The sequence below is a fragment of the Pseudomonas sp. TE36184 genome (assembly GCF_054060055.1).
In genome coordinates this window covers 4,499,725-4,517,221 of sequence record NZ_JBSSCU010000001.1, presented here as the reverse complement: position 1 = coordinate 4,517,221, position 17,497 = coordinate 4,499,725, and the positions used below count along the sequence as shown (strand labels likewise).

Here is a 17,497-nt window from a genome sequence, read left to right as displayed (position 1 = left end):
GCTACCAAGGCGCATGCGACACCAACTGGCCGCTGAAAAAGCCCCAGGCGATCAACGCCACGGTGATCACGGCCAGTACGACACGCACGGTCAAGGCGGTGACGAGGCGGTTGGAGTGGCCCTCGTCCTTGACCAGAAAGAACAAGCCACTGAACAGGCTCGCGACGGTCGCGATCAGCATCAGGGCAATGGCGGCTTTGAGCATGGTCTGGCTCCAGGGCTTATAGGGGAGGGGCGATGAAATCCAGTATAGCCAGTGCCATCCAGCGCTTTCGCCCCGGTATCGCGCCGACGTTGGTGGTGCTCGTGTTGCTGCCGCTGATGGTGGGCCTGGGGTTCTGGCAACTGTCGCGCGGCCATGAAAAACAGCTGATGGTGGACAGCTACGCCGAGCGCCGCGCCGCTGAGCCGGTGGGCAGTGCGCAACTCGACAGCATGGCTGATCCGGCCTTCCGTCGCGTGCATCTGCGCGGTCAATTCGACGGCGAGCACAGTGTGTTGCTCGACAACCGCATGCGTAATGGCAAGGCCGGCGTCGAGCTGCTGCAACCGTTTCACGACCAGGCCAGCGGCCTGTGGCTGCTGCTCAATCGCGGCTGGTTGCCCTGGCCGGATCGGCGCGCGCCGCCCGTCTTCAGCACGCCGGAACAGCCGGTGAATCTTGACGCCTGGGTGTATGTCGCGCCCGGCGAAACCTTCCAGTTGCACGCCGACCCGGCGACCGCGCACTGGCCGCGCCTGCTCACCGCGCTGCATCCGGCCACGCTGTGGGCCGAGCTGGGGCGCAGCGGTTTTGCCTACGAACTGCGCGCCGAAGCCGGCCCCGGCACCTACGACACCACCTGGCCCATCGTTGCCATGGGCCCGGAAAAACACCTGGCCTATGCGGTGCAATGGTTCGCCATGGCGCTGGCGCTGCTCAGCCTTTACCTCTACCTCGGATGGCACAACGCAAAGGAGAAGCACCATGGGAGCGGCCATGAATCCACTCAACATGTCTGATGCGCCAGCGACGCCCGACCGGCGCAAAGGCCGCTGGCAGCTGATCCTGATCCTGCTGATGGTGGTCGGCCCGATGGCGCTCGCCACCTTTATGTACAAGCTGCAGTTCTGGGTGCCGGACAGTCGCAGTTACCACGGCGAACTGATCGGCAACGGCCAGACCCGCGCCGATATCGGCGTGCAGGCGGACGAACAGCGCTGGCAGTTGCTCGTCACCGCGCCCAGCGCCTGCGCCGCCGAGTGCCGGCAACTGGTGTACCTGGCGCGGCAGCTGCAGATCGGCCTCGGCCGCGATGCGTCCCGGGCCAGTCATGCCCTGGCCAGTGCGCAGCCGGTCGGCGCCGATTACGAGGCCAGGCTCAAGGCCGAATACCCGCAATTGCAACGCTACCCGCTGGACTTGACGACCTTCGGCAAAGCCGCTGCCGCACCGGGCGAGGCGCAACTGTGGATCGTCGATCCCCACGGCAACCTGGTGCTGCGCTACGACACGACGGTCAAGGGCAAGGACTTGCTCAACGACCTGCGCCACCTGCTGAAACTGTCGAACATCGGATAAGGGCATCGTCATGGCCAAACCTGGATTTCGCCTCGCGCTGTTTGCCACCTTGCTGGCGCTGATTGTCGTATTGCTCGGCGCCTATACGCGCCTGACCCACGCCGGCCTGGGTTGTCCGGATTGGCCAGGGTGCTACGGCTTTATCAGCGTGCCGCAAAGCGATGCCCAGTTGGCCCATGCCGAGTTGCATTTCCCGGACACGCCGGTGGAGGCCGACAAAGGCTGGAGCGAGATGGTCCATCGTTACTTTGCCGGCACCCTGGGCCTGCTGATCGTGCTGCTGGCGGCGCGCTCGTGGCGGCATCGGCGCGACCCCGGCCAGCCGGTGAAGTTGCCGCTGTTCCTGTTGGCGGTGGTGTTCGCCCAGGCGGCGTTCGGTATGTGGACGGTGACGCTCAAGCTCTGGCCGCAAGTGGTGACCGGGCATCTGTTGGGCGGCTTTGCGACCTTGAGCCTGTTGTTTCTGCTGACCCTGCGCCTGTCCGGCGTGCTGCCCGCGCTGATCGTGCCCAAGCGCCTGCAATATTGGGCCACCGCCGGCCTGGTGCTGGTGATCGGCCAGATCGCACTGGGCGGCTGGGTGAGTTCCAACTACGCGGCGGTGGCCTGTATCGATTTGCCCACCTGCCATGGCCAGTGGTGGCCGGCGGCGGACTTTGCCAATGGCTTCCACCTGACCCAGCACATCGGCCCCAATTACCTCGGCGGCCAGCTCGACAGCGACGCGCGCACGGCCATTCACCTGACCCACCGCATCGGCGCGCTGCTGGTCACCCTGGTATTGCTGGGCCTGGCCTGGCAGCTGCGCGCGGTGGGTATGACCCGGCTCGCGGGCCTGCTGCTGATCGCCCTGGCGGCACAGATCGGCCTGGGCCTGAGCAACGTGTATTTCCACCTGCCGCTGCCGGTGGCGGTCGGTCACAACGCCGGTGGCGCAGCCTTGTTGCTGACCCTGGTACTGGTCAATTACCACGCCCGTACCAGCCTGGTCCGGGTGCGCCGCCAGATGCCGTTCGGCTGGCGCTTCAGCCCGCGTAAACACGTATCGGGCCTTATCACCCTCAAAGGAGAGATGCCATGGCGACCTTGATCGGCGCGCGTCACGGCCAGGCGATCTGGCGTGACTACCTGGAGCTGACCAAGCCGAAAGTGGTGGTGCTGATGCTCATCACCTCGCTGGTGGGCATGTTCCTCGCCACCCGCGCCGGGGTGCCGTGGGCGGTGCTGATCTTCGGCAACCTGGGGATCGCCCTGTGTGCCGGTGGCGCGGCGGTGGTCAACCACGTCGTCGATCGGCGCATTGATACGCTGATGGCGCGCACGCAAAAGCGCCCGATCGCTCAAGGGCGTGTATCGCCCGGGGCGGCGCTGGCCTTTGCTTTGTTTCTGGCTGTTGCCGGGTTGGCGCTGCTGCTGGCGTTCACCAACCCGCTGGCGGCCTGGCTGACGCTGGCTTCGTTGCTCGGTTATGCGGTGATCTACACCGGCTTTCTCAAGCGCGCGACGCCGCAGAACATCGTCATCGGTGGCCTGGCTGGCGCGGCGCCGCCGCTGTTGGGCTGGGTTGCGGTCACCGGGCATGTCAGCGCCGAGCCGCTGCTGCTGGTGCTGATCATCTTCGCCTGGACCCCGCCGCACTTCTGGGCCCTGGCCATTCACCGCAAGGAGGAATACGCCAAGGCCGATATTCCGATGCTGCCGGTCACCCATGGCGAGCACTACACCAAGGTGCATATCCTGCTCTACACCTGCGTCCTGCTGGCGGTGAGCCTGATGCCCTACGTCATCCATATGAGCGGCCTGCTGTACCTCGGATCTGCGCTGGTGTTGGGTGCACGCTTTCTGCAATGGGCCTGGGTGCTGTACCGTGGCGCTCAGCCGCACGCGGCGATCAACACGTTCAAGTACTCTATCTGGTACCTGTTCCTGCTGTTTATCGCCCTGCTTGTAGACCACTACTTACTGTTGAACCTATGACCCGAACTCAAAAAACTGTCTTCATTCTGGTGGCCATTGTCGCGTTGATCATGGGCCTGACCGTCAACAAAGTGCTCTCGGGCAAGGGCCAGGGCGACCCGACCGCCTTGATCGATGCCGGCATCATCCTGCTGCCGCAAAGCCGCCAATTGCCGCCGGTGACCATGACCAACCAGGACGGCCAGCCGGTGCTGGTCAACGAGTTGAAGGGTAAGTGGAGCCTGCTGTTCTTCGGCTACACCTTCTGCCCGGACATCTGCCCCACCACCCTCGCCCAACTGCGCCAGATCAAGAGCGAGTTGCCCAAAGAGGCTGTGGATAAGTTGCAGGTGATCCTGGTCAGCGTCGACCCGAACCGCGACACGCCGACTCAGCTCAAGCAATACCTGGGCTATTTCGACCCGCAATTCGAAGGCCTGACCGGCGCGAATGTGGACGATGTGCAGAAGGTGTCGAACGCGGTGAGCATCCCGTTCATTCCGGCGGACACGACCAAGCCGAACTACACGGTCGACCACAGCGGCAACCTCGCGCTGATCGGTCCGGATGGCACCCAGCGTGGGTTCATTCGTGCGCCGCTGAACAACCAGAAGCTGGTGGCGCAGTTGCCAGGGCTGTTGCAGCGCAAATAACAGGCAACACAAAACACAGGTGGGAGGGGGCTTGCTCCCGATAGCGGTGGGTCAGTCAACGTATGCATCGACTGAACTGCCGCTATCGGGAGCAAGCCCCCTCCCACATTGTTTGATCTGCGGTGTGTTGGGGAGCGAGTCGGATCAGAACGCCGGCTTGATCGCGCCTTTGTACTTCTCTTCGATGAACTTCTTCACTTCAGGCGTGTGCAGGGCTGCGACCAGCTTCTTCACGGCGTCCGAGTCTTTGTTGTCTTCGCGGGTCACCAGGATGTTCACGTAAGGCGAGTCGCTGCCTTCGATGACCAGAGCGTCCTTGGACGGGTCCAGTTTGGCTTCCAGCGCGTAGTTGGTGTTGATCAGCGCCAGGTCGACCTGGGTCAGCACGCGCGGCAACGTGGCGGCTTCCAGTTCGCGGAACTTGAGTTTTTTCGGGTTGGCGGTGATGTCCTTGATGGTCGACAGGATGTTGGTCGGGTCCTTCAGGGTGATCAGGTTGTGCTTGGCCAGCAGCAACAGCGCACGGCCGCCGTTGGTGGCGTCGTTCGGGATCACGACGTTGGCGCCGTCAGGCAGGTCGGCCAGGGTCTTGTACTTGCTGGAGTAAGCGCCCAGGGGTTCGAGGTGGACCGCGCCGACGCTCACCAGGTGCGTGCCCTTGGCTTTGTTGAACTCATCCAGGTACGGCTGGTGCTGGAAGAAGTTGGCGTCCAGGCGCTTTTCGGCCACTTGTACGTTGGGCTGCACGTAGTCGGTGAAGACTTTGACCTGCAAGTCCACGCCCTCTTTGGCGAGTGCCGGCTTCACGAATTCGAGGATTTCCGCGTGGGGCACCGGCGAGGCGGCAACCGTGATGGTCTCGGCGTGGGCCGAAAACGCGGCGACGGCGGCGAAAGCAACCAGTAGTTTTTTCATCCAGCAAGCTCCTTGTTCGGGCATTTATCGGCGTATAGCCGGCAATAGTCGTTATTTTCGAGAAAAATGCACCACCAGCTTGTCGCCGACGGTTTGCAGAATTTGCACCAGGATCAACAACAGCACCACCGTGACGACCATCACATCGGTCTGGAAGCGCTGGTAGCCGAAACGGATGGCCAGGTCGCCCAGGCCGCCGGCACCGACGACGCCGGCCATGGCGGTGTAGGACACCAGTGTAATCGCCGTCACCGTAATCGCCGCGAAAATGCCGGGGCGGGCTTCAGGCAATAAAGCATGGGTGATGATCTGGCGCGTGCTGGCCCCCATGGACTGGGTGGCTTCGATGATGCCGCGGTCCACTTCACGCAGCGCGGTCTCCACCAGGCGCGCAAAGAACGGCGTTGCGCCCACGACCAGCGGCGGAATCGCACCGGCCACACCCAGCGAAGTGCCGGTGATCAGCACGGTGAACGGGATCATCACGATCAACAGGATGATGAACGGCAGCGAGCGCAGGATGTTCACGCTCAGCGACAGCAACGCGTACAGGCCTTTTTGCTCGAACAGCTGGCGCGGGCTGCACAGAAACAGCAGCACGCCCAAGGGCAAGCCGAGCAGCACGGTGAAGAACAGCGAACCGAACAGCATGGTCATGGTGTCGCCGGTGGCGAGCCAGATTTCGGACCAGTCGATATTGGCGAAGAAACTCATCAGGACTTCCATTAGCGCAGCACCTCCATGTGGACGTCGGCGGCGGTGAAGCGGGCAAAGGCCGCTTCCATGTCACCGCCGGTGATGGCGAGGGTCAGTTGCCCGTAGGGGATGTCTTTGATGCGGTCGATACGCCCGGCGAGGATGCTGTAGTCCACACCCGTTTCGCGGGCGATGTTACCCAACAGCGGTGCGTAGGTCGCTTCGCCCTGGAACGTCAGGCGCACGATGCGACCCGGTACATGGGCGAAGTCATCGCGCTGCTCGCTTTCGTCGACCTGATCGGCTTCCTGGACAAAGCGCTTGGTGGTCGGGTGCTTGGGGTGCAGGAACACGTCGGCCACCGAGCCTTGCTCGACGATCACGCCGGCATCCATCACGGCCACCTGGTCGCATACGCGGCGGATCACGTCCATTTCGTGGGTGATCAGTACGATGGTGAGCTTCAACTCGCGGTTGATCTCGGCCAGCAGTTGCAACACCGAGGCGGTGGTCTGCGGGTCAAGGGCGCTGGTGGCTTCGTCGCACAGCAGGATTTTCGGCTTGGTCGCCAGGGCGCGGGCAATGCCGACGCGCTGCTTCTGACCGCCGGACAGTTGCGCCGGGTACTTCTTGGCGTGGTCCGACAGGCCGACACGCGCCAGCAGTTCGGCGACGCGCTGGTCGATGGCCTTGCGCGACAATTCGCCGGCCAGTGTCAGCGGCAGCGCCACGTTGTCGGCGACGGTCTTGGAGGCCAGCAGGTTGAAGTGCTGGAAAATCATCCCGACCTGCTGACGGAAACGGCGCAGGCCGTTGGCATCCAGGGCCGTGACTTCTTCGCCATCGACGTTGATCTGGCCGCCGCTGGGTTGCTCGAGGCGATTGATCAGGCGCAACAAGGTACTTTTTCCCGCACCGGAGTGGCCAATCAGACCAAACACCTGGCCGTTCTCGACGCGCAGGTTGGTGGGGTGAAGCGCGGGGATTTCCTTACCGGCGACGCGGTAGGTTTTATGGACGTTATGAAACTCGATCACGTAGCGAACCTTGTGGGGCGCATGGAAAAGGGATCAGCGGTTAGCCGGGCGCGCATTTTAGCCTGTCCGTATAGCGGTTCTTAGCATTTATTTCGCATTCAACCAGTGATTTGGCAATAACGCGATCAAAGGTCATAAAAAAGGAACGGTGCAAATTCGTGTCAGTCACTACTTCAGCAACTCGATTTCCCGGGTGCCGTGCCTGGGGTTTTGCTCAAACGAGCCGGGGACCGCTCTGGCCACTTTGAATAAGGAGTTTTGTCTGATGAGTACCCACAAGCCAGCCATCCCGCCGAAGAGTGAACTGGCGGGCACCGATACCCTGGACCGTGGCAACACCAACGCCAAGCTGCAGGCCCTGGAGGCATTCCGTAGCGACGCGACCGGCCAGGCACTGCGTACCAACCAAGGCGTGAAGATTTCCGATAACCAGAACACCTTGAAAGTCGGTGCCCGCGGCCCCTCGCTGCTGGAAGACTTCATCATGCGTGAAAAAATCACGCATTTTGACCATGAACGTATCCCGGAGCGCATCGTGCATGCGCGCGGTACGGGCGCGCATGGCTATTTTCAGACCTATGAGAACCATTCGGCGCTGAGCAAGGCCGGTTTCCTGCGTAACCCCGAGCATAAAACCCCGGTGTTCGTGCGTTTTTCCACCGTGCAAGGCCCGCGTGGTTCGGGCGATACGGTGCGCGACGTGCGCGGTTTTGCCGTGAAGTTCTTCACCGAGGAAGGCAACTTCGACCTGGTGGGCAACAACATGCCGGTATTTTTCATTCAGGATGCGATCAAGTTTCCTGACTTTGTGCATGCGGTAAAGCCTGAGCCGCACAATGAAATGCCTACCGGAGGCTCGGCCCACGATACGTTCTGGGATTTTGTCTCGCTGCAGCCGGAATCGGCGCACATGGTGATCTGGGCCATGTCTGACCGGGCTATTCCGAAAAGCCTGCGTGCCATGCAGGGGTTCGGTATTCACACCTTTCGCTTGATCAATACCGAAGGTAAATCGAGCTTCGTGAAATTCCACTGGCATCCAACAGTCGGCACCTGTTCCCTGGTGTGGGACGAAGCGCAAAAGCTTGCCGGTAAAGATACCGATTACCACCGTCGCGATCTGTGGGAAGCGATTGAGGGCGGTGACTACCCTGAGTGGGAGTTGGGTGTACAGATCGTTGCGCAAGAAGACGAGCATAAGTTCGACTTCGACCTGCTCGATCCGACCAAGATCATCCCCGAAGAGTTGGTGCCGATTACGCCGCTGGGCAAGATGGTGCTTAACCGCAACCCCGACAACTTCTTTGCCGAAGTCGAGCAAGTCGCCTTTTGCCCTGGCCATATCGTGCCGGGTATCGACTTCACCAACGACCCGCTACTGCAAGGCCGCCTGTTTTCCTACACGGATACCCAGATCAGCCGACTCGGTGGGCCGAACTTTCATGAGCTGCCGATCAATCGGCCTGTAGTGCCTTTCCATAATGGTCAGCGGGATTGCCCAGCATCGCACTGTGATCGATAAGGGCCGGGCTGCGTATGAGCCGAATTCGATCGATGGCGGTTGGCCGAAAGAAACGCCGCCCGCGGCTCAGGAGGGTGGTTTCGAAACCTATTACGAGCGCGTCGATGCCAACAAGGTGCGCGAGCGCAGTGAGTCGTTTGGCGATCACTTCTCCCAGGCCACGCTGTTTTTTAACAGCATGAGCCACCATGAGAAAGAGCACATCATTGCGGCCTACAGTTTTGAGTTGGGCAAGGTGGAGCGCGAGGTTATCCGTGCCCGTCAGGTCAATGAGATTCTGGCCAACATCGACCTGGAACTGGCCAGGCGCGTTGCACAGAACCTGGGTCTGCCCGCACCGACCAAAGGCACGGTGCCGCCGCGCAAGGCGTCGGTGAAAGCGTCGCCGGCGTTGAGCCAGGTGAACCTGCTGTCGGGCGATATCAAAACGCGCAAAGTGGCGATTCTGGCGGCCGATGGTGTCGACGGCGCGGCAATTGCTGCATTGAAGAAAGCGCTGCAAGCCGAGGGCGCACACGCCAAGTTGCTCGGGCCGACCTCGGCGCCGGTCACCACGGCCGATGGCAAGCATCTGGCGGTGGATGCGTCGATGGCAGGCCTGCCCTCGATTGCGTTTGATGCGGTGTTCGTGCCCGGCGGTAAGGCGTCGATCAAGGCGTTGAGTGGGGACGGTGTGGCGTTGCACTACCTGCTGGAGGCCTACAAGCACCTGAAGGCGATTGCCGTGGCCAGTGACGCGCAGCCCTTGCTCGACCTGCTCAAGCTCGAGGCGGATGCGGGGTTGATCGTGGGGGCGGATACCAAGGCGTTCAAGGCGTTCTTTAAAGCGATTGCCCAGCATCGGGTCTGGGAGCGTGAGCCGAAGGCCAAGGCGGTTCCGGCTTAAGTCATCTGTTGTTGGTTAGATTGCCATCGGGGGCAAGCCCCCTCCCACACTTTGAATGTATTCACCGTTCAAAATGTGGGAGGGGGCTTGCCCCCGATGGCTTTATTCCGCCTTGCGCGGAATCAGCACAACCTGCGCCGGAATAGTCTTCAGGATCTGCCGGTGAATCGTCAGGTCGTAGCCCGAATCAATGCGCTTGACCCGTTTGCTCAGCAAGGTCGCCAGCCACGGGTAATCCTGGGTGCGCGGTGCCTGGATGGTCACATCGCACTGGTAATTCACCACGTCGGTGGCGATGGCATCCAGCTGATGGCGCAGCTCTTCGATGTCTGTGAGGTTCAGCGCCACGGTGGTGCTCTGCGCGGCCGGGTCGATGACCTTGGCGACGGGCTTGGTTTCGGCGGCCTTGAGGGCGGCCTCGGCTTTGTCCAGCTCGGCTTTGCGCGCGTGGGTGATGGCGCTGTTGACGCCACCGGTCAGCGCCGGAGCCTTGGGCATCAATGCGCGGGCGCGGCTGAGGGCGGTAGCGGCGGCGTTGACATCACCTTTTTGCAACACGATCTGACTGCGTTGCAGGTAGGCCTCGGCCAGTTGACGCTGGTAAGCCTCGAGCGCCGGATCGTTGGGCGACTGGGCTTGCAGCGCGGCCAGTTGGTCTTCGGCGGTGGCCAGCTCGCTGCTGGCCAGGTTTTGCTCCAGTTGCGCGATGGCGACAGCGCGTGCGTCCGGGGCCTCGGGGGCGGCGGGCGGGGTACTTTGACAAGCGCCCAGCAGCAGGGAAAATGCGGCAAGGAGCAGATAACGGGAGGTGAACGGCTTCATTCCTGCGACTCTCTATTTGCGCAAAAAGCGAGCAAGTCTACACCCCTCGACGGGGCAGGACAAAACTCAGCAGAAACAGGGCGGCCGCCGTGACCACAATCGACGGCCCTGCCGGCGTGTCCTTGAACCAGGACAGCGCCAGGCCCCCACACACTGCCAGCATCCCCAGTACGCTGGCGCCGATCGCCATCTGTTCCGGCGAGCGGGCGTGGCGCTGGGCGGCGGCTGCGGGAATGATCAGCAGTGACGTAATCAACAATACGCCGACAATCTTCATCGCGACAGCGATCACCACGGCGATCAACAACATCAAGGTCATGCGCAGCGCGGGCACGGGCAAGCCTTCCACCGTGGCCAGTTCTTCATGCACGGTGATTGCCAGCAGCGGGCGCCACAGCGTCACCAGCAGCACCAGCACGGCAGCGCTGCCGCCGAGAATCCACGCAAGGTCCGTGGGGCTGATCGCCAGCAGGTCGCCGAACAGGTAAGCCATCAGGTCGATGCGTACTTCATGCATGAAGCTCAGCACCACCAGGCCCAGGGACAGAGTGCTGGGCGCCAGGATGCCCAGCAACGTGTCGGAGGCCAGCGGCTGGCGCTGTTGCAGGGTCACCAGCAGCACCGCCAGCAGCAGGCAGCCGACGGTCACGGCGATGGCCGGGCTCACATCCAGCAGAAAGCCCAGGGCCACGCCCAGCAATGCGGCGTGGGACAAGGTGTCGCCGAAATAGGCCATGCGCCGCCAGACCACGAACGAGCCCAGCGGGCCCGCCACCAGCGCCAGAGCCAAGCCTGCCAGCAGGGCGTAGAGCAGAAAATCAGCCATGCTTGCAGCTATCTCCATGAACGTGAGTGTGGGGTGTGGCGGGATCGTCGACCACGGCGCCATGCAGGTCATGGGCGTGATCGTGATGGTGGTGATAAATCGCCAGGCTCTGCGCGTTCTTGCCGAACAGCTCGACGAACGCCGGGTCGCCGCTGACTTGCTCCGGATGGCCGGAGCAGCACACGTGGCGGTTGAGGCACACCACTTGGTCGGTGGTGCTCATCACCAGGTGCAGGTCGTGGGAGACCATCAGCACGCCGCAGCCAAGGCGGTCGCGCAGGCGGGTGATCAAGCTGTACAACTCGGCCTGGCCGGCGACGTCGACGCCCTGCACCGGTTCGTCGAGCACCAGCAGTTCCGGCTCGCGCAACAGGGCGCGGGCCAGCAACACGCGCTGCATTTCACCGCCGGAGATGCTTTGCACCGGGCTGTCGATGACCTGTTCGGCACCGACTTCCTTGAGCGCGGCTTGCGCGCGGGCGCGGTCCACGCCCGGCACCAGGCGCAGGAAGCGCAGCACCGACAAGGGCAGCGTCGGGTCCACGAAGAGTTTTTGCGGCATATAACCGACACGCAGCTTGGGCTTGCGCCACACACTGCCGGTGTCGGGCTTGAGCAGGCCGAGTACGGCGCGCACCAGGGTGGTCTTGCCGGCGCCATTGGGGCCGATCAGCGTGACGATCTGCCCCGGTTCGACGCTCAGCACGATGTTATCCAGCACGTTTTGCCCGGCGAACGTGACCCCGACCTGCTCCAGGCGGATTAACGCGTTGCTCATCAAGCCCCCTGGCAACCGGCGCAGAGTCCGACGACTTCGACGGTTTGCCCTTCCACCTTGAAGCCGACGTCGGCGGCGCTCTGGATGATGGCGTCGCTGATGCTGCTTTGCTCAAGCTCGATGGCGGCGTGGCACTTGCGACAGATCAGGAACTGCCCCTGGTGCGCGTGTTCCGGGTGGTTGCAGCCGACGAAGGCGTTGAGTGACGCGATGCGGTGTACCAGGCCGTTGTCCAGCAGGAAATCCAGCGCGCGGTACACCGTGGGCGGCGCGGCGCGGCGACCGTCCTGCTCGCTGAGCACGCCGAGGATGTCGTAGGCGCCCAGCGGCTTGTGGCTCTGCCAGACCAGTTCCAGCACGCGCCGACGCAGGGCGGTCAGGCGCAGGCCCTGCCGTGCGCAGAGGGTGTCGGCCTCCGACAGCGCGGTATGCACGCAGTGAGAGTGGTCGTGGGGACGGCTGGCAAGCGGTGTTATAGGCATGAGCGGCGACAGATATTTGATAGAGACGTTATTATGTTACCCGTTCCTACGCCATTGAGTGGTCATCGTGTCCCGACTTTTTCCCGTTTTTGTCGTATTTGTCGCCAGTTTGCTCACCGCGGGTGCCGCTCAGGCGGAGGTCAAGGTGCTGACCAGCATCAAGCCGCTGCAGTTGATTGCCGCGGCTGTGCAGGACGGCGTGGCGGTTCCCGAGGTGTTGTTGCCGCCGGGGGCCTCGCCGCATAACTATGCGTTGCGCCCATCCGACGTGCGGCGCGTGCAGTCGGTAGACCTGCTGTATTGGATCGGCCCGGACATGGAAGGCTTCCTGCCCCGCGTCCTGAAGGGGCGCAGCCTGCCGACGGTGGCCGTGCAGGATCTTCCGGGCATGAAACTCCGCCGTTTCGCCGAAGATAGCCATTCCCACGCCGACGATGCCGACGAACATGACCACGATCATCGCCCAGGCACTTTGGATGCACATCTGTGGTTGTCGACGCTCAACGCCCGGGTGATTGCCGCACGCATGGGCGCCGACCTCAGCGCCGCGGACCCGGCCAATGCCGAGCGTTACCAGCTCAACGTGAAGGCGTTCGTGAGCCGACTGGATGCGTTGGACGCGCGCTTGAAAGCGCGGATGGCCGGCATCCACGACAAGCCTTACTTTGTGTTCCACGAAGCCTTTGATTATTTCGAAGAGGCCTACGGCCTCAAGCACGCCGGTGTGTTCAGCGTGGCCGCCGAAGTGCAGCCCGGTGCCCAGCATGTGGCGGCGATGCGTACACGTTTGCAGGAAGTCGGCAAGACCTGCGTGTTCAGTGAGCCGCCGCTGCGTCCGCGCCTGGCGGAAACGCTGGTGGCCGGTTTGCCGGTGAAATTGGCGGAGCTGGATGCGTTGGGCGGGTACACCCCGGCTTCCGCTCAAGGTTACGAACAGGTGCTGGACAAGCTGGGCAATGACTTGGCGGGCTGCCTGGAGTCGCTCTGAAAGCCCAGGCATAACGTCTGTAGGAGGGAGCAAGAAGCCCCCTCCCGCATTTTAGAGCGCGAACGGCAGCTGGATCGCGACCTGCTGGCGCTGCGCCAGCCGATGCTCGAACTCCGCCGGGTCATGAATCAACACATCCTGCCCGGCAAACGACTCCGCCGCGATCAGGCGTGACAACCAGAACCGCACGCACGCCACGCGCAACATCGTCGGCCACAACTCGGCTTCTTTCGCGGTAAACGGGCGCAACCCCGCATAAGCCCCGAGCAGTGCGCGGGCGCGCTGGCCGTCGAGTACGCCGTCGGCGTCCGAGCACCAGTCATTCAGGGCGATCGCCACGTCGTACAGCATCGGGCCCGAGCAGGCGTTGTAAAAGTCGATCAAGCCCGTCAGGTGCGTGCCTTCGAACATCGCGTTGTCGCGAAACAGATCTGCGTGAATATTCGCGCGCGGCAGGGCGAGGATCTGCGCCTTGTGGGCCTCGATCTCATCCAGCGCGTCGCGCAGCAGGCGTTGCGGCGCTGCGTCCAGGTGCGAAATCAACTGCGCGCCTTCGCTGAGCATCCAGTCCAGCCCGCGATCGGTCTTGCGCTCCAGCACCTTGTCGCCCTGGGTCGCCAGGTGCAGATGGCCAAGCAGGTCGCCGACCTGGGCGCAGTGCTGGGCATTGGCGTCCTTGATGTGCTTGCCGGCCAGGCGCGGTTGCAGCAGCGCCGGTTTGCCGGCCAATTCGCGCAGGGCCACGCCGTCGGTGGTGCGCAGGGCGTAAGGCACCGGCAAGTCGGCGTCGTGGAGCACGTCGAGCAGTTCGATGAAGAACGGCATTTCCTGCACCGGGCCGCGCTCGACCAGGGTCAGGACGAACTCACCCTGTTCCAGGCTGATGAAGAAATTGGTGTTTTCGCTACCCGCGGCGATCCCCTGGAAATCAAGCAGGCGGCCGAGCCCGTAAGGGGCAAGAAAGGTTTCCAGCTCGGGCCGAGCCAGGGGGGTGAACACAGACATGGTTAAAACTGCCAGTACGGGCGCCGCGGTGTGCGGCGCCAATTGAAGTTAAGAAATCATTTCCATTCGAAGATCTTCCATGACGGGATCAGCATATCCGGTTGGTCAGAGCGGATGTAGTTCCCATCGGATCCGTCTGCGCGCACCAGGAAATATGGTGGGAAGCCTTTCTTCGTTATCTTGATTGCGTACAGGAAACCGTTTTGACGGTACTCCTGAATGGTTCTGTCGCCCTCTGTGCGAATGGTAACTTCCGGATCGCCCGGAGGTGCACTGTCTGCCGCCATGGCAACCATCGGAGCGAATGCAAACAAGCCGGTCAACAGCAGGCGATTGAATGAGCGCATGATAACCTTGTCCCTTTGTTGTCTGTGGTCCGGCTATTCTAGCGCCTGACCCGCCGAAAAGGTTGATCCTGCTCATGAGCCAAGCCCCCCTCGTCCTGGTGGACGGTTCTTCATATCTGTACCGCGCCTTCCACGCGCTGCCACCGCTGACCACTTCCAAAGGCCTGCCGACCGGTGCGGTCAAGGGCGTGTTGAACATGCTCAAGAGCCTGCGCAAGCAGTACCCGGACAGCCCGTTCGCGGTCGTGTTCGACGCCAAGGGTGGGACCTTTCGCGACGAAATGTACGCCGAATACAAGGCCAACCGCCCAAGCATGCCCGACGACATGCGCCTGCAGATCGAGCCCCTGCACCAGAGCGTGATCGCCCTGGGTTTCCCGCTGTTGTGCGTCGAAGGCGTCGAAGCCGATGACGTGATCGGCACCCTGGCCCGCAGCAGCGCAGCCGCGGACCGCCCGGTGGTGATCTCGACCGGCGACAAAGACATGGCGCAGCTGGTGGACGGGCACATTACCTTGGTCAACACCATGACCGGTAGCGCCATGGATGTGGAGGGCGTAAAGGAGAAATTTGGCGTCGCTCCGGAGCAGATTATCGACTATCTGGCGTTGATGGGCGATTCGTCCGACAACATTCCTGGCGTTCCGGGCATTGGTCCGAAGACCGCTTCTGGCTTGCTGGTGGGCGTCAATGGCGGCCTGAAAGAGCTGTATGAAAATCTGGATATTGTGCCGAGCCTGCCTATCCGTGGGGCCAAGACCCTGCCGGCCAAGCTGCAAGAGCATAAGGACATGGCCTTCCTCTCCTATCAACTGGCGACGATCAAGATCGACGTGCCGCTGGACGTGGGCCTGGATGATCTGCACCTGATCGAGCCGGATCGCGAAAAACTCCTGGAGCTGTACACCCTCCTGGAGTTCAAAAGCTGGTTCGAGGAAGTGCAGCGCGACGCCAAGCGCACCGGCTTGGAGGTGGCGGCTCCGGTCGCCGAGAATGCGCCGGTCGTCAGCACCGAGCTCAAGTACGAGACCATCCTCGATCAGGCGCGTTTCGATGTGTGGCTGAAGAAGCTCGGCGAGGCCAAGCTGTTCGCCTTCGATACCGAGACCACCGGCATCGATGCGCAGCAAGCGCAGCTGGTTGGGTTGTCGTTCGCGGTGCAGCCCTACGAAGCGGCCTACATCCCGCTGACCCATTCCTACATGGGCGTGCCGGAGCAGCTGGACCGCGACACGGTGCTGCGCGCGCTCAAGCCGATCCTCGAAGACCCGAGCAAGCTCAAGGTGGGCCAGCACGCCAAGTTCGATATGAATATCCTCGCCAACTGTGCCATCGGTGGCGATCAGAATTGTGGCATCACGGTGCAGGGCATTGCCTACGACACCATGCTCGAATCCTACGTCCTCGACTCCACCGCCACACGGCATGACATGGACAGCCTGGCTCAGAAATACCTGGGTCACACCACGGTGAGCTTCCAGGATATTGCGGGTAAAGGCGCCAAACAGCTGACCTTTGACCAGATTTCCCTCGAACAGGCCGGCCCTTACGCGGCTGAAGATGCCGACGTCACCCTGCGCCTGCACCAGACCTTGTTCGAAAAACTCCAGGCGATCCCCAGCCTGGTCAGCGTGCTGACCGATATCGAGATGCCGTTGGTGCCGGTGCTGGCGCGTATCGAGCGCCAGGGCGCGCTGGTGGATGCCAAGTTGCTCGGCGTGCAGAGCGTTGAGCTGGGCGAGAAGATGGTCGAGCTGGAGCGTGAGGCATTTGCCATCGCCGGTGAGGAATTCAACCTGGGCTCGCCCAAGCAATTGGGCGCGATCCTCTACGAAAAACTCGGCCACCCGGTTCTCAGCAAGACCGCCAAGGGCCAGGCGTCGACCGCCGAAGCGGTGCTTGCCGAACTGGCCGAGCAGGATTTCCCGCTGCCCAAGGTGCTGATGCAGTACCGCTCCATGAGCAAGCTGAAAAGCACCTACACCGACCGCTTGCCTGAGCAGATCAACCCGCGCACCGGGCGCATCCATACCTCGTATCACCAGGCGGTGGCGGCCACCGGGCGTTTGTCGTCGAGTGATCCGAACCTGCAGAACATTCCGATCCGCACCGCTGAAGGCCGGCGGATTCGTCAGGCGTTCGTCGCGCCAAAAGGCTACAAGCTGCTGGCGGCGGACTACTCGCAGATCGAGCTGCGGATCATGGCGCACCTGGCCAAGGACGAAGGCTTGCTGCACGCCTTCCGCAATGACCTGGACGTACACAAGGCCACCGCCGCCGAAGTATTTGGCGTGGAGCTGGGCGCGGTCACCACCGACCAGCGTCGCAGCGCCAAGGCGATCAACTTCGGCCTGATCTACGGCATGAGCGCGTTTGGCCTGGCCAAGCAGATCGGTGTCGATCGTAAACAGTCCCAGGCCTATATCGACCGTTATTTCGCCCGCTATCCGGGCGTGCTGGCCTATATGGAGCGCACCCGCGCCCAGGCGGCCGAGCAGGGTTATGTCGAGACGATCTTCGGTCGCCGCCTGTACCTGCCGGACATCAACGCGAAGAACCCGGCGCTGCGCAAAGGCGCCGAGCGCACGGCGATCAACGCGCCGATGCAGGGCACGGCGGCGGATATCATCAAGAAAGCCATGGTGGCGGTGGATAACTGGCTGACCGCGTCAGGCCTGGATGCCAAAGTCATCCTGCAGGTACACGATGAACTGGTGCTGGAGGTTCGCGAGGATCTGGTCGATCAAGTGCGTGACGAGATCCGCCAGCACATGAGCCACGCGGCGACGCTGGATGTGCCGCTGCTGGTGGAAGTGGGCGTGGGTGATAACTGGGACGAAGCGCACTGATAGCGCGGTTCTGCCACCGCCGAGGGTGGTGGCAGAACGCTTTAGACCCGAAAACGCCGTCGCTTATTGCAAATAGTTTTTTGTACCTGCCGGAACTTAACTCATGAAATGCCACTCAGAGTTACTGAATGGGTGGTGAAGCCCTTCAATGCTCCTATGTTGTGTTAAGTGTTG

General features: G+C 62.4%; 17 protein-coding genes and 1 pseudogene. 8 read left to right on the top strand and 10 right to left on the bottom strand.

Annotation, left to right across the window (positions count from 1 at the left end; genetic code table 11):
- Nucleotide 1: 1 nt before the first annotated feature.
- Nucleotides 2-205 carry a twin transmembrane helix small protein gene (locus ACVWZP_RS20270; RefSeq protein WP_017849009.1) on the bottom strand — a complete coding sequence of 68 codons (204 nt, stop codon included), beginning with the start codon at nucleotides 203-205 and terminating at the stop codon, nucleotides 2-4.
- Between the two features lie 32 nt (nucleotides 206-237).
- Here ACVWZP_RS20270 and ACVWZP_RS20265 point away from each other — a divergent pair, with 32 nt between their 5' ends.
- Genes ACVWZP_RS20265 through ACVWZP_RS20245 form a run of 5 tightly spaced genes read left to right on the top strand, consistent with a single transcriptional unit; the run spans nucleotide 238 to nucleotide 4,170 of the window.
- A complete protein-coding gene (locus ACVWZP_RS20265; protein ID WP_017849010.1) occupies nucleotides 238-1,002 on the top strand; it encodes an SURF1 family protein in 765 nt (254 codons plus the stop codon).
- A complete protein-coding gene (locus ACVWZP_RS20260) occupies nucleotides 968-1,561 on the top strand; it encodes a hypothetical protein (protein WP_457370098.1) in 594 nt (197 codons plus the stop codon). Before ACVWZP_RS20265 ends, ACVWZP_RS20260 begins: the two co-directional genes overlap by 35 nt.
- A gap of 10 nt (nucleotides 1,562-1,571) precedes the next feature.
- A complete protein-coding gene (locus ACVWZP_RS20255; RefSeq protein ID WP_017849012.1) occupies nucleotides 1,572-2,651 on the top strand; it encodes a COX15/CtaA family protein in 1,080 nt (359 codons plus the stop codon).
- On the top strand, nucleotides 2,639-3,538 hold the full coding sequence (gene cyoE / locus ACVWZP_RS20250) for a heme o synthase (RefSeq protein ID WP_046381540.1): 900 nt from the start codon (nucleotides 2,639-2,641) through the stop codon (nucleotides 3,536-3,538). The genes ACVWZP_RS20255 and cyoE overlap by 13 nt, the downstream gene beginning before the upstream one ends.
- Nucleotides 3,535-4,170 carry an SCO family protein gene (locus tag ACVWZP_RS20245; RefSeq protein ID WP_017849014.1) on the top strand — a complete coding sequence of 212 codons (636 nt, stop codon included), beginning with the start codon at nucleotides 3,535-3,537 and terminating at the stop codon, nucleotides 4,168-4,170. The genes cyoE and ACVWZP_RS20245 overlap by 4 nt, the downstream gene beginning before the upstream one ends.
- Before the next feature lie 144 nt (nucleotides 4,171-4,314).
- On the opposite strand, the gene ACVWZP_RS20240 is transcribed toward ACVWZP_RS20245, so the two are convergent.
- The 3 genes from ACVWZP_RS20240 to ACVWZP_RS20230 are packed head-to-tail and all read right to left on the bottom strand — an operon-like array spanning nucleotide 4,315 to nucleotide 6,818.
- Nucleotides 4,315-5,085: a MetQ/NlpA family ABC transporter substrate-binding protein gene (locus tag ACVWZP_RS20240; RefSeq protein ID WP_017849015.1), complete on the bottom strand. Its 771-nt coding sequence runs from the start codon at nucleotides 5,083-5,085 to the stop codon at nucleotides 4,315-4,317.
- Nucleotides 5,086-5,136: 51 nt separating this feature from the next.
- Complete coding sequence (locus ACVWZP_RS20235) at nucleotides 5,137-5,811, bottom strand: methionine ABC transporter permease (protein WP_017849016.1); 675 nt, start codon at nucleotides 5,809-5,811, stop codon at nucleotides 5,137-5,139.
- Nucleotides 5,811-6,818, bottom strand: coding sequence for a methionine ABC transporter ATP-binding protein (locus ACVWZP_RS20230; protein WP_017849017.1), 1,008 nt, complete (start codon nucleotides 6,816-6,818; stop codon nucleotides 5,811-5,813). Before ACVWZP_RS20230 ends, ACVWZP_RS20235 begins: the two co-directional genes overlap by 1 nt.
- A gap of 265 nt (nucleotides 6,819-7,083) precedes the next feature.
- Between ACVWZP_RS20230 and katE the strand changes: the two are divergent.
- Nucleotides 7,084-9,226 (top strand): annotated as a pseudogene (gene katE, locus ACVWZP_RS20225) (catalase HPII).
- A gap of 102 nt (nucleotides 9,227-9,328) precedes the next feature.
- Here katE and ACVWZP_RS20220 read toward each other — a convergent pair.
- Genes ACVWZP_RS20220 through zur form a run of 4 tightly spaced genes read right to left on the bottom strand, consistent with a single transcriptional unit; the run spans nucleotide 9,329 to nucleotide 12,134 of the window.
- Complete coding sequence (locus ACVWZP_RS20220; RefSeq protein ID WP_017849019.1) at nucleotides 9,329-10,048, bottom strand: PA5502 family lipoprotein; 720 nt, start codon at nucleotides 10,046-10,048, stop codon at nucleotides 9,329-9,331.
- A 37-nt stretch (nucleotides 10,049-10,085) separates the two neighbouring features.
- Complete coding sequence (gene znuB, locus ACVWZP_RS20215) at nucleotides 10,086-10,874, bottom strand: zinc ABC transporter permease subunit ZnuB (RefSeq protein ID WP_017849020.1); 789 nt, start codon at nucleotides 10,872-10,874, stop codon at nucleotides 10,086-10,088.
- Nucleotides 10,867-11,652 (bottom strand): zinc ABC transporter ATP-binding protein ZnuC, encoded by a 786-nt coding sequence (gene znuC / locus ACVWZP_RS20210; RefSeq protein ID WP_457370097.1) that lies wholly within the window; start codon nucleotides 11,650-11,652, stop codon nucleotides 10,867-10,869. The genes znuB and znuC overlap by 8 nt, the downstream gene beginning before the upstream one ends.
- Nucleotides 11,652-12,134 (bottom strand): zinc uptake transcriptional repressor Zur, encoded by a 483-nt coding sequence (gene zur / locus ACVWZP_RS20205; RefSeq protein WP_026140288.1) that lies wholly within the window; start codon nucleotides 12,132-12,134, stop codon nucleotides 11,652-11,654. The genes znuC and zur overlap by 1 nt, the downstream gene beginning before the upstream one ends.
- Before the next feature lie 58 nt (nucleotides 12,135-12,192).
- On the opposite strand from zur, the gene ACVWZP_RS20200 reads away from it, so the two are divergent.
- Nucleotides 12,193-13,122 (top strand): zinc ABC transporter substrate-binding protein, encoded by a 930-nt coding sequence (locus tag ACVWZP_RS20200; protein ID WP_017849023.1) that lies wholly within the window; start codon nucleotides 12,193-12,195, stop codon nucleotides 13,120-13,122.
- 51 nt (nucleotides 13,123-13,173) lie between these two features.
- Here ACVWZP_RS20200 and ACVWZP_RS20195 read toward each other — a convergent pair whose 3' ends face one another.
- Together ACVWZP_RS20195 and ACVWZP_RS20190 are read right to left on the bottom strand one after the other, a co-directional pair.
- Entirely contained in the window at nucleotides 13,174-14,127 is a 954-nt protein-coding gene (locus ACVWZP_RS20195; RefSeq protein WP_017849024.1) for a homoserine kinase, read from the bottom strand.
- 56 nt (nucleotides 14,128-14,183) lie between these two features.
- Nucleotides 14,184-14,474 carry a DUF2782 domain-containing protein gene (locus ACVWZP_RS20190; protein WP_079442558.1) on the bottom strand — a complete coding sequence of 97 codons (291 nt, stop codon included), beginning with the start codon at nucleotides 14,472-14,474 and terminating at the stop codon, nucleotides 14,184-14,186.
- Nucleotides 14,475-14,548: 74 nt separating this feature from the next.
- On the opposite strand from ACVWZP_RS20190, the gene polA reads away from it, so the two are divergent.
- Nucleotides 14,549-17,323 carry a DNA polymerase I gene (polA, locus tag ACVWZP_RS20185; protein WP_017849026.1) on the top strand — a complete coding sequence of 925 codons (2,775 nt, stop codon included), beginning with the start codon at nucleotides 14,549-14,551 and terminating at the stop codon, nucleotides 17,321-17,323.
- Nucleotides 17,324-17,497 lie beyond the last annotated feature (174 nt).

Excerpts from the sequence above, each read along its gene's own strand:
- ACVWZP_RS20270 (WP_017849009.1), bottom strand. The coding sequence starts at position 205 with ATGCTCAAAGCCGCCATTGCCCTGATGCTGATCGCGACCGTCGCGAGC.
- ACVWZP_RS20265 (WP_017849010.1), top strand. The coding sequence starts at position 238 with ATGAAATCCAGTATAGCCAGTGCCATCCAGCGCTTTCGCCCCGGTATC.
- ACVWZP_RS20260 (WP_457370098.1), top strand. The coding sequence starts at position 968 with ATGGGAGCGGCCATGAATCCACTCAACATGTCTGATGCGCCAGCGACG.
- ACVWZP_RS20255 (WP_017849012.1), top strand. The coding sequence starts at position 1,572 with ATGGCCAAACCTGGATTTCGCCTCGCGCTGTTTGCCACCTTGCTGGCG.
- cyoE (WP_046381540.1), top strand. The coding sequence starts at position 2,639 with ATGGCGACCTTGATCGGCGCGCGTCACGGCCAGGCGATCTGGCGTGAC.
- ACVWZP_RS20245 (WP_017849014.1), top strand. The coding sequence starts at position 3,535 with ATGACCCGAACTCAAAAAACTGTCTTCATTCTGGTGGCCATTGTCGCG.
- ACVWZP_RS20240 (WP_017849015.1), bottom strand. The coding sequence starts at position 5,085 with ATGAAAAAACTACTGGTTGCTTTCGCCGCCGTCGCCGCGTTTTCGGCC.
- ACVWZP_RS20235 (WP_017849016.1), bottom strand. The coding sequence starts at position 5,811 with ATGGAAGTCCTGATGAGTTTCTTCGCCAATATCGACTGGTCCGAAATC.
- ACVWZP_RS20220 (WP_017849019.1), bottom strand. The coding sequence starts at position 10,048 with ATGAAGCCGTTCACCTCCCGTTATCTGCTCCTTGCCGCATTTTCCCTG.
- znuB (WP_017849020.1), bottom strand. The coding sequence starts at position 10,874 with ATGGCTGATTTTCTGCTCTACGCCCTGCTGGCAGGCTTGGCTCTGGCG.
- znuC (WP_457370097.1), bottom strand. The coding sequence starts at position 11,652 with ATGAGCAACGCGTTAATCCGCCTGGAGCAGGTCGGGGTCACGTTCGCC.
- zur (WP_026140288.1), bottom strand. The coding sequence starts at position 12,134 with ATGCCTATAACACCGCTTGCCAGCCGTCCCCACGACCACTCTCACTGC.
- ACVWZP_RS20195 (WP_017849024.1), bottom strand. The coding sequence starts at position 14,127 with ATGTCTGTGTTCACCCCCCTGGCTCGGCCCGAGCTGGAAACCTTTCTT.
- ACVWZP_RS20190 (WP_079442558.1), bottom strand. The coding sequence starts at position 14,474 with ATGCGCTCATTCAATCGCCTGCTGTTGACCGGCTTGTTTGCATTCGCT.
- polA (WP_017849026.1), top strand. The coding sequence starts at position 14,549 with ATGAGCCAAGCCCCCCTCGTCCTGGTGGACGGTTCTTCATATCTGTAC.